28 protein-coding genes are annotated in these 26,908 nt (G+C 73.8%); 13 read left to right on the top strand and 15 right to left on the bottom strand.

What is annotated here, in order from left to right:
- Nucleotides 1-78 precede the first annotated feature (78 nt).
- The gene (gene glmM, locus ACTMSW_RS16230; RefSeq protein WP_441181413.1) at nucleotides 79-1,434 is read left to right on the top strand and encodes a phosphoglucosamine mutase; all 1,356 of its coding nucleotides are present in this window, start codon (nucleotides 79-81) and stop codon (nucleotides 1,432-1,434) included.
- A gap of 207 nt (nucleotides 1,435-1,641) precedes the next feature.
- Here glmM and ACTMSW_RS16235 read toward each other — a convergent pair whose 3' ends face one another.
- Both ACTMSW_RS16235 and ACTMSW_RS16240 read right to left on the bottom strand, forming a co-directional pair.
- Nucleotides 1,642-2,754: a threonine aldolase family protein gene (locus ACTMSW_RS16235; RefSeq protein ID WP_441181414.1), complete on the bottom strand. Its 1,113-nt coding sequence runs from the start codon at nucleotides 2,752-2,754 to the stop codon at nucleotides 1,642-1,644.
- Complete coding sequence (locus ACTMSW_RS16240) at nucleotides 2,751-3,944, bottom strand: pyridoxal phosphate-dependent aminotransferase (RefSeq protein ID WP_441181415.1); 1,194 nt, start codon at nucleotides 3,942-3,944, stop codon at nucleotides 2,751-2,753. The genes ACTMSW_RS16235 and ACTMSW_RS16240 overlap by 4 nt, the downstream gene beginning before the upstream one ends.
- A gap of 147 nt (nucleotides 3,945-4,091) precedes the next feature.
- On the opposite strand from ACTMSW_RS16240, the gene glmS reads away from it, so the two are divergent.
- Nucleotides 4,092-6,005: a glutamine--fructose-6-phosphate transaminase (isomerizing) gene (gene glmS, locus ACTMSW_RS16245; RefSeq protein WP_441181416.1), complete on the top strand. Its 1,914-nt coding sequence runs from the start codon at nucleotides 4,092-4,094 to the stop codon at nucleotides 6,003-6,005.
- An 88-nt stretch (nucleotides 6,006-6,093) separates the two neighbouring features.
- On the opposite strand, the gene ACTMSW_RS16250 is transcribed toward glmS, so the two are convergent.
- On the bottom strand, nucleotides 6,094-7,716 hold the full coding sequence (locus tag ACTMSW_RS16250; protein WP_441181417.1) for an alpha/beta hydrolase: 1,623 nt from the start codon (nucleotides 7,714-7,716) through the stop codon (nucleotides 6,094-6,096).
- Complete coding sequence (locus ACTMSW_RS16255; RefSeq protein WP_441181418.1) at nucleotides 7,713-8,009, bottom strand: hypothetical protein; 297 nt, start codon at nucleotides 8,007-8,009, stop codon at nucleotides 7,713-7,715. Before ACTMSW_RS16255 ends, ACTMSW_RS16250 begins: the two co-directional genes overlap by 4 nt.
- 176 nt (nucleotides 8,010-8,185) lie before the next feature.
- Between ACTMSW_RS16255 and ACTMSW_RS16260 the strand changes: the two genes are divergently transcribed.
- The 7 genes from ACTMSW_RS16260 (at nucleotide 8,186) to ung (ending at nucleotide 14,063) form a co-directional block, all read left to right on the top strand.
- Nucleotides 8,186-8,554, top strand: coding sequence for a holo-ACP synthase (locus ACTMSW_RS16260; RefSeq protein ID WP_441181419.1), 369 nt, complete (start codon nucleotides 8,186-8,188; stop codon nucleotides 8,552-8,554).
- A gap of 51 nt (nucleotides 8,555-8,605) precedes the next feature.
- Entirely contained in the window at nucleotides 8,606-10,075 is a 1,470-nt protein-coding gene (locus tag ACTMSW_RS16265; protein ID WP_441181420.1) for an NAD(P)H-hydrate dehydratase, read from the top strand.
- Between the two features lie 100 nt (nucleotides 10,076-10,175).
- Complete coding sequence (locus ACTMSW_RS16270; protein WP_441181421.1) at nucleotides 10,176-10,526, top strand: PepSY domain-containing protein; 351 nt, start codon at nucleotides 10,176-10,178, stop codon at nucleotides 10,524-10,526.
- Between the two features lie 70 nt (nucleotides 10,527-10,596).
- Nucleotides 10,597-11,715, top strand: a complete 1,119-nt coding sequence (gene alr, locus ACTMSW_RS16275; RefSeq protein WP_441181422.1) for an alanine racemase — start codon at nucleotides 10,597-10,599, stop codon at nucleotides 11,713-11,715.
- Nucleotides 11,712-12,821, top strand: coding sequence for an alpha/beta fold hydrolase (locus tag ACTMSW_RS16280; protein WP_441181423.1), 1,110 nt, complete (start codon nucleotides 11,712-11,714; stop codon nucleotides 12,819-12,821). Before alr ends, ACTMSW_RS16280 begins: the two co-directional genes overlap by 4 nt.
- Entirely contained in the window at nucleotides 12,818-13,300 is a 483-nt protein-coding gene (tsaE, locus tag ACTMSW_RS16285) for a tRNA (adenosine(37)-N6)-threonylcarbamoyltransferase complex ATPase subunit type 1 TsaE (protein WP_441181424.1), read from the top strand. The genes ACTMSW_RS16280 and tsaE overlap by 4 nt, the downstream gene beginning before the upstream one ends.
- A 61-nt stretch (nucleotides 13,301-13,361) precedes the next feature.
- Nucleotides 13,362-14,063, top strand: a complete 702-nt coding sequence (gene ung, locus ACTMSW_RS16290) for a uracil-DNA glycosylase (protein WP_441181425.1) — start codon at nucleotides 13,362-13,364, stop codon at nucleotides 14,061-14,063.
- Here the strand turns inward: ung and ACTMSW_RS16295 are convergent.
- On the bottom strand, nucleotides 14,052-14,753 hold the full coding sequence (locus ACTMSW_RS16295) for a helix-turn-helix transcriptional regulator (RefSeq protein WP_441181426.1): 702 nt from the start codon (nucleotides 14,751-14,753) through the stop codon (nucleotides 14,052-14,054). The two genes, ung and ACTMSW_RS16295, sit on opposite strands and share 12 nt — an antisense overlap.
- 129 nt (nucleotides 14,754-14,882) lie before the next feature.
- On the opposite strand from ACTMSW_RS16295, the gene tsaB reads away from it, so the two are divergent.
- The 4 genes from tsaB to ACTMSW_RS16315 are packed head-to-tail and all read left to right on the top strand — an operon-like array spanning nucleotide 14,883 to nucleotide 17,332.
- On the top strand, nucleotides 14,883-15,560 hold the full coding sequence (gene tsaB, locus ACTMSW_RS16300) for a tRNA (adenosine(37)-N6)-threonylcarbamoyltransferase complex dimerization subunit type 1 TsaB (protein WP_441181427.1): 678 nt from the start codon (nucleotides 14,883-14,885) through the stop codon (nucleotides 15,558-15,560).
- Nucleotides 15,557-16,021, top strand: a complete 465-nt coding sequence (rimI, locus tag ACTMSW_RS16305) for a ribosomal protein S18-alanine N-acetyltransferase (protein WP_441181428.1) — start codon at nucleotides 15,557-15,559, stop codon at nucleotides 16,019-16,021. The genes tsaB and rimI overlap by 4 nt, the downstream gene beginning before the upstream one ends.
- Nucleotides 16,014-17,060: a tRNA (adenosine(37)-N6)-threonylcarbamoyltransferase complex transferase subunit TsaD gene (gene tsaD, locus ACTMSW_RS16310; protein ID WP_441181429.1), complete on the top strand. Its 1,047-nt coding sequence runs from the start codon at nucleotides 16,014-16,016 to the stop codon at nucleotides 17,058-17,060. The genes rimI and tsaD overlap by 8 nt, the downstream gene beginning before the upstream one ends.
- A gap of 17 nt (nucleotides 17,061-17,077) precedes the next feature.
- Complete coding sequence (locus tag ACTMSW_RS16315) at nucleotides 17,078-17,332, top strand: hypothetical protein (protein WP_441181463.1); 255 nt, start codon at nucleotides 17,078-17,080, stop codon at nucleotides 17,330-17,332.
- An 8-nt stretch (nucleotides 17,333-17,340) separates the two neighbouring features.
- Here the strand turns inward: ACTMSW_RS16315 and ACTMSW_RS16320 are convergent, their stop codons facing one another.
- The 10 genes from ACTMSW_RS16320 to ACTMSW_RS16365 all read right to left on the bottom strand — a co-directional run bounded on the left by ACTMSW_RS16320 (nucleotide 17,341) and on the right by ACTMSW_RS16365 (nucleotide 26,539).
- The gene (locus tag ACTMSW_RS16320) at nucleotides 17,341-17,637 is read right to left on the bottom strand and encodes a hypothetical protein (protein WP_441181430.1); all 297 of its coding nucleotides are present in this window, start codon (nucleotides 17,635-17,637) and stop codon (nucleotides 17,341-17,343) included.
- A gap of 11 nt (nucleotides 17,638-17,648) precedes the next feature.
- Nucleotides 17,649-18,698, bottom strand: a complete 1,050-nt coding sequence (locus ACTMSW_RS16325; protein WP_441181431.1) for a toxin glutamine deamidase domain-containing protein — start codon at nucleotides 18,696-18,698, stop codon at nucleotides 17,649-17,651.
- 3 nt (nucleotides 18,699-18,701) lie between these two features.
- Complete coding sequence (locus tag ACTMSW_RS16330; RefSeq protein WP_441181432.1) at nucleotides 18,702-19,025, bottom strand: hypothetical protein; 324 nt, start codon at nucleotides 19,023-19,025, stop codon at nucleotides 18,702-18,704.
- Nucleotides 19,026-19,038: 13 nt separating this feature from the next.
- Complete coding sequence (locus ACTMSW_RS16335; protein ID WP_441181433.1) at nucleotides 19,039-19,410, bottom strand: YbaB/EbfC family nucleoid-associated protein; 372 nt, start codon at nucleotides 19,408-19,410, stop codon at nucleotides 19,039-19,041.
- Between the two features lie 87 nt (nucleotides 19,411-19,497).
- On the bottom strand, nucleotides 19,498-21,174 hold the full coding sequence (locus ACTMSW_RS16340) for a copper resistance CopC/CopD family protein (protein ID WP_441181434.1): 1,677 nt from the start codon (nucleotides 21,172-21,174) through the stop codon (nucleotides 19,498-19,500).
- 21 nt (nucleotides 21,175-21,195) lie between these two features.
- The gene (locus ACTMSW_RS16345; RefSeq protein ID WP_441181435.1) at nucleotides 21,196-21,930 is read right to left on the bottom strand and encodes a DUF4142 domain-containing protein; all 735 of its coding nucleotides are present in this window, start codon (nucleotides 21,928-21,930) and stop codon (nucleotides 21,196-21,198) included.
- Nucleotides 21,931-22,052: 122 nt separating this feature from the next.
- On the bottom strand, nucleotides 22,053-23,234 hold the full coding sequence (locus tag ACTMSW_RS16350) for an ROK family protein (protein ID WP_441181436.1): 1,182 nt from the start codon (nucleotides 23,232-23,234) through the stop codon (nucleotides 22,053-22,055).
- A 27-nt stretch (nucleotides 23,235-23,261) separates the two neighbouring features.
- Nucleotides 23,262-24,521: a sugar ABC transporter permease gene (locus ACTMSW_RS16355; protein ID WP_441181437.1), complete on the bottom strand. Its 1,260-nt coding sequence runs from the start codon at nucleotides 24,519-24,521 to the stop codon at nucleotides 23,262-23,264.
- Nucleotides 24,518-25,336 carry an ATP-binding cassette domain-containing protein gene (locus ACTMSW_RS16360; RefSeq protein WP_441181438.1) on the bottom strand — a complete coding sequence of 273 codons (819 nt, stop codon included), beginning with the start codon at nucleotides 25,334-25,336 and terminating at the stop codon, nucleotides 24,518-24,520. The genes ACTMSW_RS16355 and ACTMSW_RS16360 overlap by 4 nt, the downstream gene beginning before the upstream one ends.
- 105 nt (nucleotides 25,337-25,441) lie before the next feature.
- The gene (locus tag ACTMSW_RS16365) at nucleotides 25,442-26,539 is read right to left on the bottom strand and encodes a sugar ABC transporter substrate-binding protein (RefSeq protein WP_441181439.1); all 1,098 of its coding nucleotides are present in this window, start codon (nucleotides 26,537-26,539) and stop codon (nucleotides 25,442-25,444) included.
- Nucleotides 26,540-26,908 lie beyond the last annotated feature (369 nt).

Genomic DNA, 26,908 nt, shown 5'->3' on the forward strand with positions numbered 1-26,908 from the left:
GCACCTCCCCACGACGGGAGGTGCTCCGGCCGTTCCGTTTTTTCTTCCATCGGCGCAGTTCATCGGAGGTTGGCGGGTATGGGCCGGTTGTTCGGCACGGACGGCGTACGCGGACGCGCGAACGCGGATCTCACGCCCGAGTTGGCGCTCGCGGTGGCGGTCGCCGCCGCCCACACGCTCGCCGAGTCGGACCGGAGTCATCCCCCGCTGGCCGTGGTCGGCCGGGACACCCGCGCCAGTGGCGAGATGCTGGAGGCCGCCGTGGTGGCCGGTCTCACCAGCGCCGGGGCGAACGTGGTGCGGGTCGGCGTGCTACCCACTCCCGCCGTGGCGTTCCTCACCGCCGAGGCCAAGGCGGACCTGGGCGTGATGCTGTCCGCGTCGCACAACCCCATGCCCGACAACGGGATCAAGCTCTTCGCGGCCGGCGGGCACAAGCTGCCGGACGAGATCGAGATGAAGATCGAGGCGGCCGTCGCGGCGAACGCGACCACCGCCTGGGACCGGCCGATCGGTGCCGGTGTCGGGCGGGTGCACGACCTGCTCGACGGCGCCGACCACTACGTACAGCACCTCGTGAGCACCGTCGGGCACCGCCTGGACGGGATCAAGGTCGTCGTGGACTGCGCCAACGGCGCGGCCGCCGAGGTGGCCCCGGTCGCGTACCGGGAGGCCGGCGCGGAGGTCGTCGCGATCTACGCCGAGCCGGACGGGCTCAACATCAACGACGAGTGCGGCTCCAACCACCTGGAGGCACTGCGTGCCGCCGTGGTCGAGCACGGCGCCCACCTGGGCATCGCCCACGACGGTGACGCGGACCGCTGCCTCGCGGTGACCGCCGACGGCGACGAGGTCGACGGCGACCAGATCATGGCCATCCTCGCCCTCGCCATGCGGGATGCCGGCACGCTGACCGGGGACACCCTGGTGGCCACCGTCATGAGCAACCTCGGCCTGCGTCTGGCGATGTCCCGGGAGGGCATCCGGCTCGTCGAGACCAAGGTCGGCGACCGGTACGTCCTGGAGGAGCTGCGCGCCTCCGGCCTGGCCCTGGGCGGCGAGCAGAGCGGCCACGTCGTCATGCCGGCGTACGCGACGACCGGCGACGGTGTCCTCACCGGCCTGCACCTGATGTCCCGGATGGCGGCCACCGGGAAGTCCCTGGCCGAGCTGGCCGGCGCCATCACCCGCCTGCCGCAGGTGCTGATCAACGTGCCGGTCGGTGACCGTACCGTCGGTGCGGCGGCGCCCGCCGTCCGGGCCGAGGTCGAGCGCGCCGAGGCCGAGTTGGGCGAGACCGGGCGGGTGCTGCTGCGCCCGTCGGGCACCGAGCCGCTGGTGCGGGTCATGGTCGAGGCCGCCACCGAGCACACCGCCCGCGAGGTGGCCGAGCGCATCGCGGAGCACGTCCGCACCGCCAGCCCGGTCGCCTGATACCGGACGACATCGCCGTCGGGCGAGGCCGGCCCAAGGGGTCGACCTCGCCCGCGTCGCCGTCCTGGGCCGGGTCGTGCCGCCTCCGGCGTTGGTCCGTGTTCCATGACGTCACCGCCACGAGCCGACAACTTCGGGGAAGATGTCCCCTCTCCCGCACCGGAGGCAGCACCTTCCCCGAAGTTGTCCGCATGACCGGCGGCGTCGTCAGCCCTTGGTCACCCGGTGCAGGAAGCGGTCGGCCAGCTCGATGATCGCGTCGGCGTCCAGCGCCAGCGCCGGCCCGGCCACCGTCACCTCGGCCATCGCCAGCCCGGGTACCTCGCCGTCCCGCCAGCCCCCGGCGAACCACACCCTCTCCTCCTCGGCGAGCGCGAGGTTGGCGTCGTTGAGGGTGTCCGCGGGGTACGGCAGCCAGAGCCGGAACTGGTGGGTGTGCGGCGGGGACGGGAACACCCGCGCCCCCGGCAGGCCGGCGAGCACCTCCGCGACCGTCCGGGCGTGCGCCACGTAGCCCGCCAGGCGGGGCAGCTCGTGATCCAGCCCGTGCAGCGCGGTGAGCGCCGCCGGCCACTGCTGGAACAGCATGCCCCCGTACCGGTGCCGCCAGACCCGCGCGTACCGCGCCAGCGCCGCGTCACCGGCCAGCGCCGCGCCGGAGATGCCGCCCAGGGACTTGTAGAAGGAGACGTAGACGCTGTCGGCCAGCGCGGCCACCTCGGGAAGCGACCGGCCCAGGTGCACCGTCGACTCCCAGAGGCGGGCACCGTCCAGGTGCACCCGGGCGCCGGTGGCCCGGGCCGCCCCGACGACGTCGACCAGCTCGTCCCAGGTCGGCAGGACGAAACCGGCGTCGCGCAGCGGCAACTCCAGCAGCAGGGTCCCGACCGGCTCGGGCAGGTCGGCGACGTCGGCGGCGACCGGGTTACGGAGTGCCGAGGTGGTGTGCACCGCCCGCAGGCCGCCGAGCACCGCGTACGCGTCCCGCTCGTGCACCAGCGGGTGGCTGAGGGGGTGCAGCCCGACCGCCGGGCGGCCGGTCAGCTCCGCCCCGTACCGCATGGCGATCTGCTGGGCCATCGTGCCGGTGGGGAGGAGGACCGCCGCCTCCGTGCCGAGGAGATCGGCGACGCGGCGCTCCAACGCCTCCACCGCGCCACCCTCGCCGTAGACGTCGGGCAGCGGATCGGTCGCGGCCGCCCGCATCGCGTCGACCTGCTCCGCGACCGAGGCCGGCCGGACACCGGACAGCACGGTGTCGCAGGCGCGCAGCGCCGTCAGGCGGCGGGTCCGCAGGGCGTACGCGTCGGAGTCGGTCACCGCGCACCCGCCAGCCCACGCAGCCGGGTGACCGCCTCGGTCAGCACCTCGGGGCGCTTGCAGAACGCGAACCGGACCAGCCGGCGGCCCGCCTCCGGGTCGTCGTAGAAGACCTGCGTCGGCACCGCCACCACCCCGCACCGCTCCGGCAGAGACCGGCAGAACTCCACCCCGTCCCGGCCGCCGAGGGCGGTCACGTCGGCGGTGACGAAGTACGTCCCCTCCGGCGCCAGCACCTGGAAACCGGCGTCGGCGAGCCCGCCCACGAGCAGGTCCCGGCGGGCCTGGAGATCGTCCCGGAACCCGGTGAAGTAGGCGTCCGGCAGGGTCAGCGCCACCGCGACCGCCGGTTGCAGCGGTGCCGCGTTGACGAAGGTGAGGAACTGCTTCACCCGTAGCACCGCGGAGACCAGGGCCGCCGGTCCGCTCGCCCAGCCCACCTTCCAGCCGGTGCAGGAGAACGTCTTGCCGGCCGAGGAGATCCGCAGGGTCCGCTCCCGCATTCCGGGCAGCGTCGCCAGGGGCACGTGGCCGCTCGCGGCGTCGGTGAAGACCAGATGCTCGTACACCTCGTCGGTGACCGCGTACGCGTCGTGCTCCTGGCACAGCTCGGCGACCAGCGCGAGTTCGGCGGGGGTGAAGACCTTGCCGGTCGGGTTGTGCGGCGAGTTGAGCAGGACCAGCCGGGTACGCGGGCCGAACGCGGCGCGCAGCGCGTCCGCGTCGAACGCGTACCGGCCGTCGGCGGTGGGGCGCAGGGTGACCGGCCGCCGGACCGCGCCGGCCAGGGTGATCGAGGCGGCGTACGAGTCGTAGTAGGGCTCGAAGCAGATCACCTCGTCGCCCGGCTCGCACAGGCCGAGGATCGCGGCGGCGACCGCCTCGGTGGCGCCGGCGGTCACCACGATCTCGCCGTCCGGGTCGTACTCCAGCCCCCAGAACCGGCGCTGGTGCGCGGCCACCGCCGCGCGCAGCACCGGGACGCCCGGACCGGGCGGGTACTGGTTCTGCCCGCCGCGCAGCGCCGCCTCGGCGGCGGCCAGCATCTCCGGTGGGCCGTCGGTGTCGGGGAAGCCCTGGCCGAGGTTCACCGCGCCGGTGCGGACGGCGAGAGCGGACATCTCGGCGAAGATCGTCGTTCCGAACGGGCGCATCCGCTCGACCAGCGGGTCGACATCGGTGGTCGTCACGCCGCCAGCCTACGGAACCGTGCCGACCGATCAACCCGCGCCTTTCGTCACCGCGAGTAGCGAATCGTTCTCTTCGCTCAAAGTTACTGATCGTTTTGCCGACTTCCGCGCAGACATGGTGAGCGAAACTGGGTTAGGCTGCCACCCATGTGTGGAATCGTGGGTTACGCCGGCGCGCGCCCGGCGCTCGGCATCGTGCTCGACGGACTGCGGCGGCTGGAGTACCGCGGCTACGACTCGGCCGGCGTCGCCATCGTCTGCGACGACGTGCTGCTGACCGAGAAGAAGGCCGGCAAGCTGGCCAACCTGGAGAAGGTGCTCTCGGAGCGGGCCGCCGAGGACCCGGCCTCCTGCGCCGCCAGCCCGATCGGCATCGGCGACGGCACCACCGGCATCGGGCACACCCGTTGGGCCACCCACGGCGGGCCGACCGACCGCAACGCCCACCCGCACCTGGCGCCCGACGGCCGCGTCGCCGTCATCCACAACGGCATCATCGAGAACTTCGCCAAGCTGCGCGCCGAGCTGGAGGCCGACGGCGTCCAGTTCACCAGCGACACCGACACCGAGTGCGCCGCGCACCTGCTCTCCGCCGCGCTGGCCGACCTGCGCGCCGCCGGCGAGGTCGACAGCCCGCAGCTGCTCGCCTCCGCGATGCGGGTGGTCTGCCAGCGGCTGGAGGGCGCCTTCACCCTGCTCGCCGTGGACGCCGGTATCCCCGGCGCCGTGGTCGGCGCGCGGCGCAACTCGCCGCTGGTGGTCGGCCGGGGCGACGGGGAGAACTACCTCGCCAGCGACGTGGCCGCGTTCATCGAGCACACCCGCGACGCCGTGGAGCTGGGTCAGGACCAGATCGTCCTGATCACCGGCGACACCATCGAGATCACCGACTTCGACGGCCAGCCCGCCAGCGGCAAGGACTTCCACATCGACTGGGACTCCTCCGCCGCGGAGAAGGGCGGCTACGACTGGTTCATGCTCAAGGAGATCGAGGAGCAGCCGCAGGCCATCGCCGACACGCTGCTCGGCCGGCTCACCGAGACCGGCGAGATCATGCTCGACGAGGTCCGCCTGAGCGACCAGGACCTGCGGGACGTCGACAAGATCTTCATCGTGGCGTGCGGCACCTCCTACCACGCCGGCCTGGTCGCCAAGTACGCCATCGAGCACTGGACCCGGATCCCCTGCGAGGTGGAGCTGGCCAGCGAGTTCCGCTACCGCGACCCGGTCCTCGACCGGTCCACCCTGATCGTGGTGATCTCGCAGTCGGGCGAGACGATGGACACCCTGATGGCGCTGCGCCACGCCAAGGAGCAGAAGGCCCGCGTACTGGCCATCTGCAACACCAACGGCTCGACCATCCCGCGCGAGTCCGACGCCGTCCTCTACACCCACGGCGGGCCGGAGATCGCCGTCGCGTCCACCAAGGCGTTCCTCACCCAGGTGGTCGCCTGCTACCTGATCGGCCTGCACCTGGCCCAGGTGCGCGGCATCAAGTTCGCCGACGAGGTCGGCGCGGTGGTCGCGCAGCTCCAGGAGATGCCGGCCAAGCTGCGCGAGCTGCTAGACCGCATCGAGCCGGTCCGCGAGCTGGCCCGCGACCTGAAGTCCGAACCCACCGTGCTGTTCATCGGCCGGCACGTCGGCTACCCGGTGGCGCTGGAGGGCGCGCTCAAGCTCAAGGAGCTGGCGTACATGCACGCCGAGGGCTTCGCCGCCGGCGAGCTGAAGCACGGCCCGATCTCGCTGATCGACGAGGGCACCCCGGTGATCTGCATCGTGCCGTCCCCGGTGGGTCGGGGCATGCTGCACGACAAGGTCGTCTCCAACATCCAGGAGGTACGGGCCCGGGGCGCGCGGACCATCGTGATCGCCGAGGAGGGCGACGAGGCGGTCGTCCGCTACGCCGACCACCTGATCTACGTGCCGCGTACGCCGACGCTGCTCGCCCCGCTGGTGACCACCGTGCCGCTCCAGGTCCTCGCGGCCGAGATCGCCGCCGCCCGGGGCCACGACGTCGACCAGCCGCGCAACCTGGCCAAGTCCGTCACCGTCGAGTAACCGCACCCACGCCGACGCCGGCCCCGGGGCGCCACCACGGTGACCCGGGGTCCGTCGCGTCCGGCGGACCCACCACCCCGCAGCCTCGTCACCGTCCCAGCACCACCCGGGCCATCCCGTCCAGGGCGGGGTTGTCCGCCTCCCAGTAGCCGGTGTGGCCGTGCCGCCCGCTGGCGAACGTGCGCCCACCGAAACCGGGTTCGGCCGGGTCGCGGCCGAACCACAGCTCGTCCCGCGCCCCGCCGACCAGGGAGACCGCCACGCCGAGCGGCGAGGTGGCCAGCAGCGGGTGCCGGAGCAGGTCGTCCGGGGAGCGCACCAGCCGGATCACGTCGTCCGGTGCGGTGCTCGCCCACACCTGCCCGGGTGGGACGCCCAGCTCCGCCGCGTGCCCCACGCCGACACCGGGCGAGCCGACGAAGACCAGCGCGTCGGCCGCCAGCCCGTGGTCGCGGGCCGTCGCGCCGACCACCAGCGACCCGTAGCTGTGGCCGAGCACGGTCTGCCGGGCCGGCGGCCCGTCGTGGGTGGCCCGCAGGCCCTCCTGAAACCGGTGCAGGGCCGGCCCGGCATCGGTGGCCTGCCTCGACCCCGCCGCCTCGTGCAGGAAGTCCGGGGCGTCGTAGTCGAGCCAGAGCACCGCCGCGCTCTCCTCGCCGGGCGCGAGCGCGCCGCAGCGGGCCAGCACCCTCCCCGCCCGGTCCAGCTCGCCGGGTACGTCGTCGAGCCCGGCGGTCATCCCCGGCACGTACGTGAGGACCCGGTCGGACCGGTCCGGGTCGCCCAGCGCCACCACCGCCCGCCCCTCGCCGCCGGTCCCCAGCCCCAGCAGGTACGCCCGGGGGCCCCCGGGCATCGCCAGCCGCTCGGCCAGCGCGTCCAGCCCGGCGAGCGACCGGTCGACCCGGCGCAGCCCGGCCAGCTCGACCGGCCCGGGCGGGATCCGCCGACCCAGTCGCGCCCGTTCGCCGAGCAGGTCCTCCCGGTGTGTCGCGAGCAGCAGCCGGTTCGCCTGGTCCCGGGCCGCCACCGGCACCCCGTCGAGGCCCCCGACCACCTCCGGCTCGTACGCCACCAGCCACCGGCGCTGCGCGGGGGTGAGCCCCGCCCACCAGGCTCGTACGAGAGCGGGACCCGCGCCCGGTCCCGGCCGGCCCGCCGGTGGCGGTGACACCCACGTCGATCGGGCCGCCGCCGCGAGCCCGGCCAGCCGTCCAGTCGCCTCCCGGTCGGCCGCAGTGGCCAGGTCCAGGGCGGCGCGGACAGCCGCGCCGACGCCGGCCACCGCCGGTCCCGCCCGTTCCGTCGCCGGGCGGGCCGGATCGGCGCTCGCCCGACCGTGCCGGTCCACCAGCACACCGTTGCGGTCGGCGAGGGTGACCGCCGCCGCCAACCGGGCCTTCGCCGCCCCGAGGCGGGTGGCGAACCCGTCGAGCACCTGGTCGATCTCGACCAGCGCGGGGACCACCATGGCCAACTCCCTCCGCACGCCGGTGAGCCGCGTGTCGGCGGCTCCGGACGCCGGACCGATCCAGCCCCGTCGCAGGGCGGCGGCGTCGGTGGCCAGCTCGTCGGCCCGCCGCCGGACCAGATCCACCGCCCCGCGCCAGGCGGCCCCGCAGGTCCGCCAGGCACCCGGATCGGCCGCCCAGAGCTGCCGGTAGCCGACGCCCGCCGTCGGAACCGGGGGCGCCGCCGTCGGCGCGGTCACCGCGGCAGCGCGGTGAACCGGCGTGCCGCCCGGTCGTCCACCGCCTCGTACGCCTCCACGGCCGCCCGGACCGCCTCACCGGTCGTCGCCACCCGGGCCGCGACACCGCCGAACCAGCCGTGCACGGCCGCCTCCAGTCCGGCCAGGGCGCCGGCCGCCGACCATTCCGACGCGGGCACCACCAGCCCGGGTACACCGGTCAGCCCGTGCGCCAGCCGGTACGCGTCCTCGCCGAGCGCGCCCGCGCCCCGGCGCAGCACCTCCGGTCGGACGGTCAACGTCTCCTCGGTCATCTCCGGCCCCCCGTGGCACGACGACAGCGACGACGGCGACGCTAGGCGGCCCCGGTCCCCTCGCGGGTGCCCTGTGGACAACCGCTTCCCGCCGTACGCCCCGGTCGTCCACAGGCATTGCCCCGGGCGGAGCCGGCGGCTAATGTGCGGCCCCGCGCGCCGGTAGGGTGAGGCCCGTGATCGTCTCTGTCGGCATCGACGTCGTGCTCGTCGACCGGTTCGCCCGGGCTCTGGCGCGCACGCCGCTGCTCGCCGACCGGCTCTTCACCGACGCCGAGCGGTACACCCGCTCGGGCAACCCGCGCTCGCCCGAATCACTGGCCGCGCGGTTCGCCGCCAAGGAGGCGGTGGCCAAGGCGCTGGGTGCGCCGGCCGGCCTGAGCTGGCACGACTGCGAGATCGTGCCGGACCCGGACGGCCGGCCCTGGCTGACCGTCTCGGGCACCGTCGCGGCGGCGGCCACCGAGCGGGGCGTCAACCGGTGGCACCTCTCGCTGTCGCACGACGGCGGGATCGCCTCGGCCATGGTGGTCGCGGAACGCTGAGATCGGCGGCGTGCCGCCGGGCACGCCGGGACACGGACGGGACGGGGTGGCATGAGACCGGTGTGGCGGGTGGCGGACATACGCGCGGCGGAGGCCGGCCTGATGGCCGCCCTCCCGCCCGGGACGCTGATGCAGCGCGCGGCCGCCGGCCTGGCCCGCCGGTGCGCGCTGCTCCTGGCCGAGCGGGGTGGCGTGTACGCGGCCCGGGTGCTCCTGCTGGTCGGCTCCGGCGACAACGGCGGTGACGCCCTGTTCGCCGGCGCGCGTCTGGCCGGGCGCGGCGCGGCCGTGTCGGCTCTGCTGCTGACCCCCGAGCGGGCGCACACCGAGGGGCTGGCCGCGCTGCGTGCCGCCGGGGGGCGCGTCGTCACCGGGCCGCCGGCCGTGGTCGACCTGGTCGTGGACGGCATCGTCGGTATCGGCGGCACCGGTGGCCTGCGCGAGGCCGCCGACCGGCTGGCGACCGGCCTCGGTGACCTGCGGGGCCGCGACGGAGGCCGGGCGACCGTGGTGGCGGTCGACGTGCCGAGTGGCGTCGCCGTGGACACCGGTGACGTGCCGCTGGACGCGTCCGGCCGCCCGGTCGCCGTACGCGCCGACGTGACGGTGGCGTTCGGGGCGTTGAAGCCGGCACTGGTGGTCGGACCGGCCGCCGCCCTCGCCGGCGAGGTCGAGCTGGTCGACATCGGGTTGCGGCCCTGGTTGCGGGGCAGCCCGGCGCTGCGGGTGATCGAGTGGTCCGACGTGGTCGACTGGTGGCCCCGGCTGGGTCCGGCGTCGGAGAAGTACACGCGGGGTGTGGTGGGCGTCGCGACGGGGTCGGCGACGTACCCCGGGGCGGCGATCCTCTCGGTCGGCGGCGCGCTGGCCGGCCCCACCGGCATGGTCCGCTACGCGGGGTCGGCCCGGGCGGACGTGGTGCACCACCACCCGTCGGTGATCGCCACCGAGCGGGTCGCCGACGCCGGCCGGGTGCAGGCCTGGGTCTGCGGGTCCGGCCTCGGCACCGGGGAGGACGCGGCGGGGGAGCTGCGGGCGGTGCTCGCCGCGCCGGTGCCGGTGGTGCTCGACGCGGACGCGCTGACCCTGCTGGTCGACGGTTCCCTCGCCGACCGGCTCCGCGGGCGGGACGCCCCGATCGTGGTCACCCCGCACGACCGGGAGTTCACCCGGCTGTGCGGGGAGATGCCGGGCGCCGACCGGGTGGCCGCCGCGCTGCGGCTGGCCGCCTGGATGAACGCGGTGGTGCTGCTCAAGGGGGATCGCACGGTGGTCGGCACGCCGGACGGCCGGGCGTACGTCAACCCGACCGGCACCCCGGCGCTGGCCACCGGGGGCACCGGCGACGTGCTGGCCGGGCTGCTCGGCTCGCTGCTGGCGGCCGGCGTGCCGGCCGATCGGGCGGCCGTCGCGGCCGCGTACCTGCACGGGCTGGCGGGCCGGGAGGCGGCCCGGGGCGGTCCGGTGACCGCGTCCGACGTGGCGGTGGCGCTGCGCCCGGTGCTGGCCCACCTGCCGTGAGGCGACGCCCGGGTTGAACCGGGGGCGTCGCCCGGCCGTACCCCTCGCCGTGCGGGCGTCGAGGACGCGGCCGGCCGCACGCGTTCCCCGAGGAGGAACCATGCGCAGAGCCCTCACCTGGTCCGTCGCCGCCGTCGGTGTCGTGGTGCCGTTGATCGTCGGTACCGCCCTGGCCTCGGCCAAGGACGGGCGGGACCGGGTGGCCACGCCGCCCGGCGGGCCGGCCTTCGAGCTGCGCATCGACCCGGAGCTGGACGCCGCGTTCGGCCCCCGACGGGTCAACGCCGTGCAGGCGGCGGAGATCGTCACCGACCGGTTCGGTGGGCAGGTCGTCCGGGCGGAGCTGGACTCCGAGGATGGCCGGCCGATCTGGAAGATCGACCTGTCCGGCGCCCGGGTGGGTGAGGTCGAGGTCGACGCGACCACCGGCGACCTGCTCGCCGACGACTGACGGAGGCGGGAGACCGGTCGTCGGAGCGGCTGGCGGCCTGTGGTGATCGGCCCGGAAGTAGGCTGTGCCCATGTGGCAGGCCGAGGTACGCGTCGACCTTGACGCAATCCGTGAGAACGTGAGCCGGCTCCGCTCCGGCACCGCCGCCGAGCTGATGGCGGTGGTGAAGGCCGACGGGTACGGCCACGGCATGGTCCCGGCCGCCCGCGCGGCGCTCGACGCCGGCGCCGACTGGCTCGGTGTCTGCACGCTGGACGAGGCCCTGACGCTGCGCCGGGCGGGGATCACCGTGCCGGTGCTGGCCTGGCTGCTCACTCCCGGGCTGGCCCTGCACGAGGGGATCACCGCCGGGGTCGACCTGGGGGCGGCGAGCCTGCCGCAGCTCGACGAGATGGTCGAGGCGAGCCGGATCGCGGGACGCCCGGCCCGACTCCACCTCAAGATCGACACTGGGCTGGCCCGGGGTGGCGCGACCGTCGCCGACTGGCCGACCCTGCTCGACGCCGCCGCCAAGGCCCAGGCCGACGGGCTGGTCGAGGTCGTCGGCGTGTGGAGCCACTTCGTGTACGCCGACTCGCCCGGCCACCCGACCACCGACCGGCAGCTGGCGGTGTTCCACGAGGGGCTGGGCATGGTGGAGAAGGCGGAACTGCGCCCGCGCTACCGGCACCTGGCCAACTCCGCCGCCACGCTCACCCGGCCGGACACCCACTTCGACCTGGTCCGGCCGGGGCTGGCGGTCTACGGGCTGTCCCCGATCGCCGGGGAGACCTACGGCCTGCGTCCGGCGATGACCGCCCGGGCCCGGGTGATGCTCGCCAAGCGCGTCCCGGCCGGCTCCGGGGTCTCCTACGGCCACACCTACACCACCGAGCGGGAGGCGAACCTCGCGGTGATCCCGCTCGGCTACGCCGACGGTGTGCCGCGCCACGCGTCGAACAGCGGCCCGGTGCAGCTCGGCGGTGCCCGCCGGACCGTCTCCGGCCGGGTCTGCATGGACCAGTTCGTGCTCGACTGCGGTGACGACCCGGTCGCCGCCGGGGACGTCGCCACCCTCTTCGGCAGCGGGGCCGACGGGGAGCCCACCGCCGACGACTGGGCGGAGGCCGTCGGCACCATCAACTACGAGATCGTCACCCGGTTCGGCAGCACGCGCGTGCCCCGGGTCTACGACGGCGAGCGCCGGTGAGCGCGAGCCGCCGCCGCATCCCGCTGCCCCGGTCGGGGCACGCCCGGGCCGCCGTCGGCGCGTTGGCCGCCGCCGGGGTCGCCGCCGCGGGTCTCGCGGCGGGCGTGGCCACCGAGCGCGCCCTGGTCCGCCGGTTCAAGACCGACCCCGCCGACCCGTACGCCGACGAGCCCTTCGACCAGCAGCGGTACGACGAGGCGTTCAAGCTGGAGATGCCGGACGGCACCGACATCCACGTCGAGGTCGTGGAGCCGACCCGACCGAGGGCCGGCAACCCGACCGTGGTGCTGGTGCACGGATTCTGCCTGGACATGGGCACCTTCCACTTCCAGCGCAAGCTGCTCGCCGAGCGGGGCGAGCACCGCGTCGTCGCGTACGACCAGCCGGGGCACGGCCGGTCGGGGCGGCTGGAGACCGGCGAGTACGACCTGGCCGCTCTCGGCCGCACGCTGCGCAGGGTGATCGACCGGACCGCCCCGGAGGGGCCGCTGGTGCTGGTCGGGCACTCGATGGGCGGCATGACGATCATGGCGTTCGCCGAGCTGTTCCCGGAGATGTTCGGCGACCGTGTCGTGGGTACGGTGCTGATGGCCACGTCGGGCGGCCTCCTGGCGGAGACCAAGCTGGTCGCGCCGGCGCTGCTCGGCCGGGTCGGGGCGCCGGTGCTGCACATGGTCGGCAACGTCACCCGCTACGGCGGGCCGGTGATCGACCGGGCCCGGAAGTCCACCTCCAACGTCGCCTGGCTGCTCACCCGCAAGTACGGGTTCGGCACGACCCGGCCCAGCCCGGCCCTGGTGTCGTACGTCGAGAAGATGAACTCGCGGACCTCCGCGGACACGGTGACGCGTTACCTGCGCACGCTGGCCACGCACTCCCGGTTCCCGGCGCTGGCGGCGCTCGCCGACACGCCGGTGGTGGTGATCGTCGGCGACAAGGACATGCTCACGCCGGTGGTCCACTCCGAGGAGATCGTCCGGCGGCTGCCGCACGCCGAGTTCGTCAAGATCCACGACAGTGGGCACGTCGTGATGCTGGAGCACGCCGACGAGGTCAACGCCGCGCTGACCCGCTTCCTGGACACGTGCGGCGGGGCGGCGTCGTGAGTCTCGTGGTGAAGCTGCCCACGGTCGAGGACACCCGGGACTTCGGCCGTCGGCTCGCCGGCGTGCTGCGCGCGGGCGACCTGCTGTTGCTGACCGGTCCGCTCGGGGCCGGCAAGACGGCCCTGACCCAGGGCGTCGGCGCGGGGCTCGGCGTGCTCGGCGACATCACCTCGCCCACGTTCGTCATCGCCCGGGTGCACCGCCCGGACCCGGCGCGGGGCGGCACGGTGGCGCTGGTGCACGCCGACGCGTACCGCCTGGGCGACGCCGCCGACCCGCGCGCCGAGATCGACGACCTCGACCTCGACGCCTCCGTGGACGAGTCGGTGACCGTCGTCGAGTGGGGCGAGGGGCTGGTCGAGCAGTTGGTCGACGCGCACCTGCGGGTCCGCATCGACCGGCGCGACGACGACACGCGGGTGGTCGAGCTGGAGCCGGTGGGCGGGGACTGGGCCGACCGTCTCGCGGCCCTCGGGTGAGCGCTGTCGTACCGGCGGCTTAGAGTGCCCGGGACCTGATCCCACCGCCGGAAGGCCGCCGATGCTCGACGACGCACCCACCCTGGACCTGCTGGCGCTGCTGCCGGAGGAGTGGCGGGCGGTGCTCGATCCGCACCTCGATCCGGCCCGCACGGCGGCGCTCGCGGAGTTCGTCGCCCGGGAGTACGCCACCCGCACGGTCTTCCCGCCGGTGGAGGACCTGTTCTCGGCCTACCGGCTGTGCGCCCCGGAGGACTGCCGGGTGCTCATCCTCGGCCAGGACCCGTACCACCGGGCCGGGCAGGCGCACGGGCTCAGCTTCAGCGTCCGTGAAGGGATCGGCGTGCCGCCGTCGCTGCGCAACGTCTTCAAGGAGCTGGGCGAGGACGTCGGCGTGCCGAAGCCGTCCAGTGGCAACCTCAGTGGCTGGGCCGCACAGGGGGTGCTCCTGCTGAACGCGGTGCTGACCGTCCGCGAGGCCACCCCGGGCTCGCACGCGAACTCCGGTTGGGAGGAGTTCACCGACGCCACCATCCGTGCCCTGGACGCGATGGAGTCGCGGGTCGTCTTCCTGCTCTGGGGTGGGTACGCGCGCAAGAAGGCGGCCCTGGTCACCAACCCGCGTCACGTGGTGCTGGAGGCCGGCCACCCCAGCCCGATGAATCCCCGGGGCTTCCTGGGCAGCCGCCCGTTCAGCGCCGCCAACAAGGCGCTCGCCGACGCCGGCCTGCCGACGATCGACTGGGAACGCTCAGCCGGCTGACCGCCGCTGCCGGTGGCGGCGGAGCAGATCGGCGGCGTTCGGGTCGGTCGCCTCCACCTGCACCAGCGGCACCACCCGGTAGCTCCGCTCACCGTGCCGCACCTCGATCGACTCCGGTAGCTCGTCGCACATGTGCGCCCGCAGCTCGCCGTGCTTGGTCCGCCACCGGTGCTCGCCCGGCTCCTCGGGCTCGACGTGGACGCCGCCGTACTCCTCCCAGCGGGCGTTCCACCGCTGGGCCAGAGCGGCGTTCAGCCACGCGGTGAACCGGGGGGCATCGGCCCAGCGCAGGGCGATCTCCGGCATGTCCACCGGGATCGGCGCGCCCTGGAGCAGCGCGGCGGTCGCCCCGGTGAGCACGAACGGCAGGTCGCCGAGCCGGTCGATCATCCGATCCAGGCCGATACCGTCGAGCCGCTCGGCCGGCGACTGCGTCGCCAGCTCGTCCAGCCGCGCGTCGACCTGCGCGTCCAGTGGCTCCACGCCGACGGTGAGCTGCAGGTCCATCGCTTCCAGGATCTGCTCGATCAACCGGAAGCTCGGGATCCGGTCGCCACGCTCGATACGGGCCACCGCGGCCTGGCTGACGCCCGCCAGATCGGCAAGTGCCTGCTGGGTCAGGAGCCGTAAGCCCCGTTCGCGCCGCAGAAGCGATCCGATTGCGGTCGCGAGGCGATGATCCTGAGACATCCGAGCATGATGGCGTGCGCGCTTCATACCTGGCAGTCATTAATATGACGGTCCGGTATAAGGCTCGCGGAACCATCACGCCTCCGGTCGCCGGTCGGCCGGGGAAGGGGGCGGCTAGGCTGGTTCACCGTGCTCGTACTGGTGGTGGACAGCTCGACCCCCGCGGTGACCGCCGCCCTCGCGGAGGTCTCGGCGGATGGCGTCGTGCTCCGGGCGCACCGGTGCACGGTCGACGCGCGGGCGCACGGCGAACTGCTCGCCCCGCAGGTGGACGCGGTCCTCGCCGACATCGACGCGCGGGCCGCCGATCTGGGCGCGATCGTCGCCGGGCTCGGCCCGGGACCGTTCACGGGCCTGCGGGTGGGACTGGTCACCGCCGCCACGATGGGGCAGGTGCTCGGCATCCCCACGTACGGTGTCTGCTCGCTGGACGGGATCGGCCACCCGGCGGCCGCCGGCGAACCGGTCCTGGCCGCGAGCGACGCGCGCCGCCGGGAAATCTACTGGGCGGTCTACGACGGTGCCGGGCAGCGGATCGCCGGGCCGGAGGTGTCGGCCCCGGCGGTCGCCGCGGAGCGCGCCCGCGACCTGGCGGTCACGGTGGCCGTCGGCGACGGCGCCCACCGGTACGCCGACACGCTGGGCCTGCCGGTGCGGGCCGAGCCGCGGTACCCGGACGCGGGCGTGCTGGCGGCCCTGGCGGCGGAGCGCATCCGGGCCGGTGCCCCCGGCGAGACGCTCACGCCGCTCTACCTGCGTCGGCCCGACGCCGTGGCGGCGACGGCGCGCAAGCCGGTCCTGCCGTGAGCGGGGTACGGCTGGAACGGTTCCGCTGGTGGCACATCGACGAGGTGCTGCCCGTCGAGGCGGACCTGTTCGGTGCGGAGCAGTGGTCTGCGGCCATGTTCTGGAACGAGCTGGCCAACGGTCACCACTACCTCGTCGCCGTCGACGACGACGGCACCGTGCTCGGGTACGCGGGCCTCACCGCCGCCCCGCCCGACGAGGCGTGGGTGCAGAACATCGCGGTCCGGCGCGACGCCCAGCGGCGCGGCATCGGCCGCCTGCTGCTGGAGGCGCTGCTCGCCGAGGCCGCACGCCTCGGTGCCCGCAGCACCCTGCTGGAGGTCGCGGCGGACAACGGCCCGGCCCAGAAGCTCTACGCGTCGTACGGATTCGAGATCATCGGCGTCCGACGCGGCTACTACCAACCCAGCAACACCGACGCGCTGGTCATGCAGCGACAAGAGGCAGTGAGCAATGGCTGACGAACCCCTGGTCCTCGGGATCGAGACGTCCTGCGACGAGACCGGGGTCGGCATCGTCCGCGGGCACACCCTGCTCGCCGACGCACTCGCCTCCAGCGTCGACCAGCACGCCCGCTTCGGCGGTGTGGTGCCGGAGGTGGCCAGCCGCGCCCACCTGGAAGCCATCGTGCCGACGATGGACCGCGCCCTGCGCGAGGCGGGCGTGACCCTCGCCGACGTCGACGCGATCGCGGTCACCGCCGGGCCCGGGCTGGCCGGCGCCCTGCTCGTCGGCGTGGCCGCCGCCAAGGGGTACGCGCTGGCCGCCGAGAAGCCCGTCTACGGCGTCAACCACCTGGCCGCGCACGTCGCCGTGGACACCCTCGAACACGGTCCGCTGCCCGAGCCGGCCGTCGCGTTGCTGGTCTCCGGCGGGCACTCCTCGCTGCTCCTCGTGGACGACCTGGCCCGGGGCGTGACCCCGCTCGGCGCCACCATCGACGACGCGGCCGGCGAGGCGTTCGACAAGATCGCCCGACTGCTCGGCCTGCCGTTCCCCGGCGGCCCGTACGTCGACCGGGAGGCCCGCGCCGGCGACCCGGCCGCCATCGCCTTCCCGCGCGGGCTCACCGCGCCCAAGGACCTGGCCGCCCACCGCTTCGACTTCTCCTTCTCCGGGCTGAAGACGGCGGTGGCCCGCTGGGTCGAGGCGCGGCAGCGGGCCGGCGAGCCGGTGCCGGTCGCCGACGTCGCCGCGTCCTTCCAGGAGGCGGTCTGCGACGTGCTGGTCGGCAAGGCGTTGGACGCCTGCCGGACCAACGGTGTCGAGACCCTCGTCATCGGCGGGGGAGTCGCCGCGAACTCCCGGCTGCGGGCGATGGCCGAGCACCGGGCGGCGAAGCAGGGAATCCACGTCCGCGTGCCCCGCCCGAATCTCTGCACGGACAACGGCGCCATGGTCGCCGCGCTCGGCTCGCACCTCGTCGCCTCGGGCGTCGCGGCCAGCCGGCTGGACCTGCCCGCCGACTCGGCGATGCCGCTGACCACGGTCAGCGTGTGAGGGAGGGGACGGCCGACGTGATCGTACGGATGTGGGAGGCGCGGGCGGAGTCGTACGGGGTGGCGGACCTCGTCACCTGGGTCTGCGAGACCGCCCTGCCGGACTTCGACCACGACCCGCTGCACGTGTCCAGCGAGGTGTTCTCCTCCACCGACCACCGGGTGGTGGTCATCTCCAAGTGGCGCAGCAACCCGCGACCGCTGCCGGACCCGCCCGCCATGCTGCTCGCCCGCCCACCGCACTCCTGGGACTTCACCCAGGTCGACCGCTGACCGGTCGCTCAGACCCGCAGCGTGGGGGCCGGGTTGGGCCGCGTCCGCACGGACCGGTCCATCGCCACGGTGACCGACGGCAGCCACTCCAGAGTGCCGTCGCTCTTGGTGACGGTCGGCACGGAGCCGGCCATCGCGTAGGACTGGTTCCCGTCGAGCAGGTACTCCCGGGAGCCGACCTCGAAGACGTACCGCTCGTCGTTCTCGGTGATCTGCCGGTCGTCGAGGCAGTACGTGCCGAACGGCCAGTCCGGCTCGGTGGCCTGACGGACGATTTCGCGAGCCTCTTCGTAGGTGACGGTCATGGCGGCTGATCCTATCGGCGGGTCCGGACGAACTCACTGAGGTGGGACGGCGTCGGGACGTCGTCCAGGCGGACGAAGGACGTGTCCTTGGCGATGTCGAAGTAGCTGGCCACGTCCACACCGGCGTTCTGACCGTCGACGAACCGCACGGTGCCGCCGACGTTCTCCACGTTGAACACGTGGGCGCCGTTGCCCTGCCACTTGGCGTAGACCACGCCACGGGATCCCGGCCCGAAGGCCTCGAACGCCTTCTCGATGTCCGCCTTGGCGCCCGGGGTGAACGTCCGGCCCCAGGCGTTCTCCACGTCCGCGAGAGGGCGTCCGCGGAAGAGGTGGAACCGGTCGGGAAGGGCGGTCGCCTCGACGTCGACGCCCCGCCGGCGCAGCTCGTACGCCTGCACGCAGTGCGTGCAGTTGGCCGAGTAGTGCGGGGTGCTGGTGTCGAACTTCGGGTTCACCCGGGCGAGGTCGTCGGCGATGCGCTTCTCCACCTTGCGGGCGGCCCGCTTCGCCCCGGCCGTCCGCACCAGCTTCAGCAGCTTCTTCGCCTGGTCGAGGATCTGCTTCAGCAGGGTTCGCACCTGTTGGACGACCTGCTTCACCAGTTGCCGGCAGGCGAGGCGGGTGGCGGCGATGAACGCGGGCACGGTGGCGGTGGACGCGCCGAAGGTGGCCACCGCGGCGGCGATCGCCATCGTCACCTGGACCAGCAGGATGACGAGCTGGACGAAGAACGCGATCTTCAGGGCCAGTGTCATGGCCGCGAAGACGATGAGGACGCTGCCGATGAGCTGGGCGGCGATCGCGTCCTCCAGCAGCCGTCGCCGGGGACCGTCGTCGGCGTCCCACCACCGTCCGAACGCGTCGGTGGTCGTCCCGGCGTTGTGCTGGCACACCGCGTCGGCGGCGTCGTTCGCGCGGTCGGCGGCGCCCTGCAACCGCGCCCCGAAGGCCAGCCACTGCTGCCCGGCGGCGAAGAGCAGCTCCTCGTCGGCCTCCGGCCACTCCAGGCCGACCCAGCCGAGCGGTTCGGTCAGCTCGGCCGGCAACTCCAGGCCCACGGCTCAGCCGCCGAGACGGCCGTGCAGCGACTGGAACAGCTCTCCCGACCGCTGGTCCGCCTCCACCACCTGTGCGGCCCAGTCGGCCAGCCCCTCGGCCGCACCGAGCAGCTGCTGCACGTGCGAGCCGTACGTCTCCAGCGCGTGTGACAGCACCTCGGTGTAGGCGGCGCCGAAGACGGTGCCCGGCTCGTCGGCACCCCACGGGTTCCCGGAGGTGACCGTGGCGCTCAGGGCGGCGAGGCCGTCCTCCAGCTCGACCGCGGCCCCGGCGATGGCCTGGGCCGCGCCCGCCAGCACCTCCGGTTCGGTGTGCATCGGCTTCATCAGGCGTCTCCCGTCAGTTCGGTCGGCCGAGCCGGTCGGCGATCTGCTGTGCGGCGGCGGTCAGGTCGTCGAGCCGCCGCTGCGCGGTCGAGCCGACGTCACGCAGCAGCGGGCCGAGCCCGTCCGGGAGGGTCACCGGCGCCGCGGTGAGCTGCTCCTGGAGGGCCGCCTGCACGTCGGCGCGGGCCGCGGCGAAGGCCTCCCGGATCGCCGCCGCCAGGTCCGCCGCCGGTAGGCGCAGGGCGCGCGGGTCGAGGTCGAGGTCGAGGAGGTCGCCGGTGCCGTCGACGGTCAGGTGCACCAGGCCGTCCGCCGCGGCGGCGGAGGCCCGGGTGGCCGTGAAGCGGTCGAGCAGGCCGTCCGGCCGGTCGTACTGGTCGGTCACGGGGACACCTCGATCCTGGATCGACTGTGGAGCATCGATGGCTCGCATTCCGCAGCAGCCTAGCGGTCCGCCGCCGGTGGGCGGGTGTCAGCGGATGGGCACGGTGGCGGTCACGGTGGACTGGTCGATGTCGGAGACCCGCGCGGTGATCCGTACCGTCCAGTCGCCCGGTACGGGAAAGCGCAGCTCGGCGCTGCCGTGGTGCGGCTCCGGGGTGTCGACCGCGACGGTGACCGGTTCGATGCCGGCGGCCGGCAGGGCGGCGGTGACGGTCCACTCGACGACCGGCAGCGGTCTGCCCTCGGGGGTGTAGACGTAGGCGTGCAGGCTGTTCGGTGTGCCCGCCTGGGCGGGGTAGACGTCGAACTGCACGGTGAGCAGGTCGGTGTGGAGGGACCGGGCGACGCCCTCCCGGACGACTCCCGCGGCCTCCGTACCGGCGGTGCGACCCGGTGGGGTCTGCACGAGCATCGCGGTGAGAGCCAGCACCACCGCGTTCACGGCCAGCTCGACACCGGCCGCGCGGACGACCCACCGGGGGTGGCTCGCGGCGACCCGACGCCGGACGAGGTGTCGCTGCCACGCGGCCACCGCGAGGACCGCGACCAGTAGCCCCGCCTTCGCGCACAGCAGCCGCCCGTACGCGGTGCCCAGCAGCGCCGACGGCCGGCCGAGTTCGATCGCGGCCTGGCCCAGGCCGGCGGCGACGAGCCAGCACACCGCGACCGTGGCCCACCGGGACCAGGCCGGCAGGATCCGGGCGAGCACGCGTTCGTGGGTCCGGCGCAGGAGGAACACCGAGAGGGTGAGCAACCCGCCCAGCCAGGCGGTCACCCCGGCGACGTGGACGGTGGCGAGGGCGATGCTCACCGCCGGCATGGGCGCGGCCACCGGATGCCCGGCGAGCGGCCAGGTGGCGAGCCCGGCCAGCCCGACCAGCGCCAGCACGGTCGTACGCCGCCGGCTCGCCCCGGGACGGACGAGGGCGGGCAGCAGCGCCGCGGCGACGCCCACCAGCGCCAGCCGCGCGGCGAGCACCGCACCGACGCCGCCGGCCCACGCCGTGCGGAGATCCGTGAGGGTCAGCTCGCCGACCGGTACGCCGACGGCCTCGGCGGCCTGCCCGGCCCAGGTCGTGACCGTGGCGACGGCGACCAGGCCGAGGCCGGCCCACGCCACGAGGAGTGCACCGCGACGGGAGCGCCGGCGGGGCCACATGGTGGCGGCCAGCAGCGGTGGGCCGACCGCCGCGACGAGCCCCAGGTAGCCGAGGTACCGGGCCACCGGCACCAGTGGTCCGCCGGGCGAGGCGTCGTCGGTGGTGGGCTGCGGTGGCGCGGTCGAGGGGGCCCCGGCGGAGTACGTGAAGCTGCCGGCGACGGGATGGCCGTCCGCGGAGATCACCCGGTAGCTCACGAGGTAGGTGCCGAGCGGTCGCGCGGGAGCCCGGACGGCGATCCGCATCGTCGTTCCCCGTACCTCCGGATCCCCGACGTCGGTGCGCCGGCCGTCCGGGGCGAGCACCCGCGCCCGACCCGGTACCGGTGTCACCGGCTCGCTGAAGGTGACCACCACCTCCCGGGGCGCGTAGCCGACGACCGCGTCGCGCTGCGGCGACGTGGAGACCACGACGGCGTGCGCGGCGGCCGGGCCGGCCGGGGCCAGTGCGCCGCACAGGGCGGCCAGGACCAGCGCGAGCAGAACCGCCGCACGAGTACGTCCGTGCGGCGGTTCCGGTCGGGCCGGTCGGGTCCCCGTCGACATGGTGGTGCGGGCGTCCGGGGGTCAGGTGCGGCGGAGCATGCGCCAGGTGGCGATGCCGCCGGTGCCGAGCGCGGCGAGGAAGACCAGCCACACCACCGTGCTGCTGACGCTCATCTGGGGGCCGGTGTTGGCGGAGGCGGCGGCGAGCAGACCGTCCTGGCCCGGGGCGGGCAGCGCGGCCGGCGGCAGCTCGGCCCAGCGGACCAGACCGGTGCTCTCCAGCATCTTCATGTGGTTGTTGACGAAGGTGTTGGTCGCCTCGGCGAGGTCACGGATGACCGGGTTGCGGGTGCTGGCGCGGACCGCGCCGACGACCGGGAAGATCTTGCCGTGGGCGACCCGCAGACGGGTCACGAAGATCTGGTCGAAGCGGGCGCCGGTGGCGTCCTTCATCTCCTTCAGCCAGCCCTGCTGCTCCGGGGTGGGATCGTTCGGGATGGCCGCGCCGAGCTTGTTGGCGGCCTCGACCGTGAGCCGGTCCAACTCCTCGTGCTGCTTGGCGATCTCGGCACCGATCTCGCGTACGACCGGGCTCTGGCCCTTCTCGGCGGCCATCTGACCGGCGGGCATCTCCCACAGGCCGGCCAGCCGTACGCCGGCGAGCAGTGCCGCGTCGGCGGCGTTGAGCTGCTGCCCGGCGGGGGCGGCGAGGGCGGCGCCGGGCAGCAGCCCGAGCGCGGCGGCGATGGTGACGAGCAGCACCGCGACGCGGGTCCGGTGCCCCTGCCGACGACGGGGGGATCTGAGCGGTGCCATGTCTGCGGTGCCTCCTCGGGGCCGGACCGGTACACGAGTGGCCCGGGCCGCCGCAGTCATCGGCCGCCCGTCCGTCCACAGGTACGGATTGAGCGCCGGATCAGTTCACTGCGAATCGCGAATCAGCCGACGTCGAGCGGGTCCGCCAGCAGCCGCTCGAAGGCCAGCTCCGCCGCGCCGAGCAGCGGAGCGTCGTCGCCGAGCGTCGGGGTCCGCAGCCGGACGTGCTCCAGGCAGGCGGGCAGCGCGATCGAGTTCAGCCTGCTGCGCACCTGGGCCGCCGCCGCGAGGTAGAGGTCGCGCATGGTGCCGCCGAAGATCACCATCTCCGGGTTGAAGATGTTGACCAGGTTGGCCACGCCGAAGCCGAGCCAGTCACCGGCCTGCCGGACGGCCGTCTGCGCCCGGGCGTCGCCGCGGTCGGCGGCGTCGAAGACGGCGAGCAGGGCGTCCCGGCCGCGTGCCTCCGAGCGGCCGGCGGCCCGGAGCAGCCCGTGCTCGCCGATCTCGGTCTCCCAGCAGCCCCGCGACCCGCAGGCGCAGCGGGTGCCACCGGGGACCACCACCATGTGCCCGACCTCGCCGCCGTATCCGCCGTGCCCGGTCAGCCGCCGTCCACCGGCGATGATGCCGGCGCCGACACCGGCGTCGCCGTACAGGTAGATGACGTTGTCGCAGCCCGCCGCCGCACCCCGGGCGTGCTCGGCGAAGGCCGCCACGTCGGCCACGTTGCCCACCACGACCGGCACGTCCAGGCCCAGTTCGGCGCCGAGCGCCGCGCCGATCGGCTCGTCCACCCAGCCGGTGGTCGGCCCGAGCCGGACGAGGCCGTCGTCGCGGCGGACCATGCCGCACACCGCGACCCCGGCGCCGACGCAGATCGCGTCCGGCGACACCGTCTGTCGCATCTCCTTGACCGCGCCGGCCAGCAGCGGCGCGGCCTCCGCGGCGGTGAGGTTGTGCGGCCGGGCCAGCTCCCGGCGGTCGAGCACCTCGCCGCCCAGACCGATCCGCGCGACCCGCAGCCGGTCCACCTCGATGCTGTACGCGTACGCGTGCACCCGGGCCGACTCGGGCCGGACGACCAGCGACGGTCGTCCGGCCCGGCCGGTCTCCTTCGGCGCCCCCTCGCTCACCAGGCCGGCCGCGGCGAGGTCGGTGGTGAGTGCGCCGATGGTGCTCCGGTTCAACCCCAGCGTGGTGGTGAGTTCCGCCCGTGAGGTCGCGCCGTGCACGTGCACGTGGCGCAGCAGGGCACCCAGGTTCTGCCGACGGATCTCGTCCTGAGTGGGTCCTGCGCGCATGGGGTCGTTACTTCCGTGATGCCGGGATCAGCGGGTGCCGGTGGCTGCGGATCGTCGCCGTGACAGCGCGTCCACACCGGCGGCGAGCAGCAGCACCAGGCCGGTCACCACGTACTTGACGCCGGAGCTGTACTGCATCAGGCCCATCCCGTTGATGATCACCGCCACCACCGCACCGCCGAGCACCGCGTCGATGACCCGGCCCTTGCCGCCGAAGAGGCTGGTGCCGCCGATGACCGCCGCGCCGACGGCGTACAGCAGCACGTTACTGCCACCGGTGTTCGGGTCCACCGACCTGTCCCGGCTGGCCGCGATGATGCCGCCGACCGCCGCCATGGTGGAGCAGATGACGAACGCGGAGATCCGGATCTTGTCCACGTTGATGCCGGCCCGCCGGGCCGCCTCGCGGTTGCCGCCGACGGCGTACAGGTGCCGGCCGTACGCGGTGCGGCTGAGCACGAACGTCCAGAAGACCAGCAGCACCGCGAGGATCGGGACCACGATCGGCATGCCCTTGTTGGAGCTGATCAACGGGTTGATGCTGCGCTCCTGGTTGAGCACGTACACCGCGACGCCGAGGATGAGCCCCAGCGCGGCGATGCGGCCGACGACCACCAGGATCGGGTCGGTGACCAGGCCACGCGCCGTCCGGTTGCGGTGGCGCAGCAGCTGCGTGGCGGCGTACCCGCCGACGGCGACCGCGACGAGCACCCAGCCCATCAGCGGCGAAACCCAGCGGTTCTCGATCGCGATGATCGTCTCGTCGCGGATCGAGATGTTGGTGCCCTCCTCCATCAGCAGCAGCACCACGCCCTGGAAGGCCAGGAAGCCGGCGAGCGTCACCACGAAGGACGGGATCCCGACCTTGGCGACCAGGACACCCAGGGTGAGGCCGATGACCATGCCGGTGAAGAGCGCGGCGGCCACCGCGACGTACCAGGGGTAGCCGAGCACCGTCGCGACGTTGGCGAGGATGGCCGCGCAGACGCCGCTGGCGAAGCCGGCGGAGAGGTCGATCTCGCCGAGCAGCAGGACGAAGATCAGGCCCATCGCGATGGCGGTGACGGCCGCGCCCTGGGTGAACAGGTTGGCGAAGTTCGCCGCCGAGAAGAAGACCGGCCGGACGATCGCGAAGACGGCGCAGAGGACGATCAGACCGGTGACCGCCGGCAGCGACCCGAGGTCACCACCGCGTACGCGGCCCAGGTAGTTGCGGACGTGACCGCCGACGGTGGGCGCCGGGGTGACGGACGCCGGCCCCTCCTGGCGGACGGTGGTGGTGGTCATCGGACGGCTCCCGGGGTGCTGGCGGCGGGCTCGCCGCCGTTGTCGGACTGCCCGTTGCCCGCGCCGAGGCCGAGCCCGCCGGACCGGCCGGCGGTGATCAGCTCGACCACCTGGGCGTGGGTGATGTCGGTGGTCCTCACCTGGGCGACCATCTGGCCGAGGTACAGCGCGGCGATCCGGTCGGACACGGCGAAGACGTCGTTCATGTTGTGTGAGATGAGCACCACGGCCAGGCCGTTGTCGGCCAGCCGGCGGACGAGTTCGAGCACCTGCGCGGTCTGCGCGACGCCGAGGGCGGCGGTGGGCTCGTCCAGGATGACCAGCTTGCTGTTCCACAGCACGGCCTTGGCGATGGCGACGGTCTGCCGCTGGCCGCCGGAGAGGCTGGAGACGTGCTGGCGCAGCGACTTGACGGTGCGGACGGAGAGCCCGGCGAGGGTCTCCGCGGCCATCTGCTCCATGGTCGGCTCGTCGAGCACGATACCGCTGCGCTTCTCCCGGCCGAGGAACATGTTCTGCACGATGTCGAGGTTGTCGCAGAGCGCGAGGTCCTGGTAGACGACCTCGATGCCGAACGACGCGGCGTCCCGCGGGCTGTTGATGGTCACCGGCGCGCCGTCGAAGAGGAACTCCCCGGCGTCGGTGGGGTAGATGCCGCTGATGCACTTGACCAGCGTGGACTTGCCGGCGCCGTTGTCGCCGACCAGCGCGGTCACCTCGCCGGGGTAGGCGGCGAAGGCGACGTCGCGCAGGACCTGGACGGGACCGAAACTCTTGTCGATCCCGCGCAGTTCCAGCAGGGGGGTCGCGGACACGGGGGTCTCCTTACGCGCTCAGGGGAGGTCTCGGGGCCCGTCCAGTGGCGGCAGGCCGCCCGGCACGGGGGTTGCCCGTGCCGGGCGGCCTCACCACGGCGGGGTTCAGCTGATGCCGGCGTCGGCGCAGAGCTTGGCGTACGCCCCGGTGCAGACCTCGTCCTTGGTCACGAAGCCGTCGGCGATGACGTCCTTGACGTTCTCCTTGTAGATCGCCTTCGGGGTGAGCAGCACGGCGGCGACGTCCTTGCCGGACTCCGGGTCCTTGACCGTCTGGCCGGTCTCCTTGCGCTCGCCCTTGGCCAGGGCGATGGCCAGGTCGGAAGCGGCCTTGGCCTCCTCGCGGATGGCCTTGTAGACGGTCATGCACTGGTCACCGGCGAGGATGTTCTGCAGACCCTGCGGGGTCGCGTCCTGGCCGGTCACCGGAACCTTGCCGTTGAGCTTGTTCTTCTTGAGCACCGAGATGGCCGCGTTGCCGAGGCCGTCGTTGGCGGCGAGGACGCCGTCGATCTTGCCCTTGGTCGAGGTGAGCATCTGCTCGAAGATCACGCCGGCCTGCGCGTTGTCCCAGTCCGGAACGGCCTGGTCCGGGCCCTTGGTGTACTCCTTGGCGTCGAACTTCGGCTTGAGCACCGAGTCGTAGCCGTTCTTGAACAGGGTCGCGTTGTTGTCGGTCGGCGAGCCGTTCAGGTACGCCACGACCGGGTTCTTGGCGGCCTTGTCGGTCAGGCACTTGCTCAGGCCCTCGCCCTGGAGCTTGCCGACGGCCTCGTTGTCGAAGCTGACGTAGTACTCCGCGCCACCGCCGAGGGTGAGCCGGTCGTAGTCGATGGTGGCGACGCCCTGGGACTTCGCCTTCTCCAGCACGGCCTTGCCGGTGCCGGAGTCAAGGTTGACGATCATCAGGGCGGTCGCCCCGTTGGTGATCATCTGGTCGGCGATGGTGGAGAAGTTCGCCTTGTCGCCCTGGGCGTTCTGGATGTCGTACTTGACGCCGGCGGCCTTGAACGCCTCCTCCAGGAACTTGCGGTCCGCGCCCTCCCAGCGGGCGGAGGACTTGCTGTCCGGAAGGATCACGCCGATCTTCGGAGTCTTCTGAGCGCCGGCCTGGTCGCCGTCGCCGGAATTGTCGCCACAAGCCGCCATGCTGCCGGTGGCCAGCAGGCCCACGGCAGCGACGGCGAGGAAGCCCTTGCGCATGTGCAGGGTCCTTTCGGGGGTGGGGGAAGATGAATCTTTTGTTGTGCCCGGCAACGTATTCCGCGCTGAGCCCCGCACACAAGGGTGCCGAGCTCACGAGTTTGTTGGGGGCGGTAACAATTCGGCAACGTGCCCGACGCCGTACGGTCACTGAGCAGGAAGCGCTCTCCGACAGCCCAGGTCGGGGCAAGCCGCCGATCGAGGACGGGACGGGGCGAAGAGGCCGACAGCCCCCTCCCCGCCCCCCGCCTCGCCGGCCCCCAACCTTCCCGCCCGCCTTCCCCGCGCCCTTCCCGCGCCGGGGACCCGGCGGGCGGACGACAGCGGCGCGTCCAAGGCGGAGGTGGCGGGTGACGGCCAGCAGCCAGT

Origin of the sequence: Micromonospora sp. BQ11 (assembly GCF_052068135.1) — a bacterium.
Taxonomy (GTDB): Bacteria; Actinomycetota; Actinomycetes; order Mycobacteriales; family Micromonosporaceae; genus Micromonospora.

Bases quoted from the DNA above. Each gene is read 5' to 3' on its own strand.
- glmM (WP_441181413.1), top strand. From the start codon at position 79: ATGGGCCGGTTGTTCGGCACGGACGGCGTACGCGGACGCGCGAACGCG.
- glmS (WP_441181416.1), top strand. From the start codon at position 4,092: ATGTGTGGAATCGTGGGTTACGCCGGCGCGCGCCCGGCGCTCGGCATC.
- ACTMSW_RS16255 (WP_441181418.1), bottom strand. From the start codon at position 8,009: ATGACCGAGGAGACGTTGACCGTCCGACCGGAGGTGCTGCGCCGGGGC.
- ACTMSW_RS16265 (WP_441181420.1), top strand. From the start codon at position 8,606: ATGAGACCGGTGTGGCGGGTGGCGGACATACGCGCGGCGGAGGCCGGC.
- ACTMSW_RS16270 (WP_441181421.1), top strand. From the start codon at position 10,176: ATGCGCAGAGCCCTCACCTGGTCCGTCGCCGCCGTCGGTGTCGTGGTG.
- alr (WP_441181422.1), top strand. From the start codon at position 10,597: ATGTGGCAGGCCGAGGTACGCGTCGACCTTGACGCAATCCGTGAGAAC.
- ung (WP_441181425.1), top strand. From the start codon at position 13,362: ATGCTCGACGACGCACCCACCCTGGACCTGCTGGCGCTGCTGCCGGAG.
- ACTMSW_RS16295 (WP_441181426.1), bottom strand. From the start codon at position 14,753: ATGTCTCAGGATCATCGCCTCGCGACCGCAATCGGATCGCTTCTGCGG.
- tsaD (WP_441181429.1), top strand. From the start codon at position 16,014: ATGGCTGACGAACCCCTGGTCCTCGGGATCGAGACGTCCTGCGACGAG.
- ACTMSW_RS16320 (WP_441181430.1), bottom strand. From the start codon at position 17,637: ATGACCGTCACCTACGAAGAGGCTCGCGAAATCGTCCGTCAGGCCACC.
- ACTMSW_RS16330 (WP_441181432.1), bottom strand. From the start codon at position 19,025: ATGAAGCCGATGCACACCGAACCGGAGGTGCTGGCGGGCGCGGCCCAG.
- ACTMSW_RS16340 (WP_441181434.1), bottom strand. From the start codon at position 21,174: ATGTCGACGGGGACCCGACCGGCCCGACCGGAACCGCCGCACGGACGT.
- ACTMSW_RS16345 (WP_441181435.1), bottom strand. From the start codon at position 21,930: ATGGCACCGCTCAGATCCCCCCGTCGTCGGCAGGGGCACCGGACCCGC.
- ACTMSW_RS16350 (WP_441181436.1), bottom strand. From the start codon at position 23,234: ATGCGCGCAGGACCCACTCAGGACGAGATCCGTCGGCAGAACCTGGGT.
- ACTMSW_RS16355 (WP_441181437.1), bottom strand. From the start codon at position 24,521: ATGACCACCACCACCGTCCGCCAGGAGGGGCCGGCGTCCGTCACCCCG.
- ACTMSW_RS16365 (WP_441181439.1), bottom strand. From the start codon at position 26,539: ATGCGCAAGGGCTTCCTCGCCGTCGCTGCCGTGGGCCTGCTGGCCACC.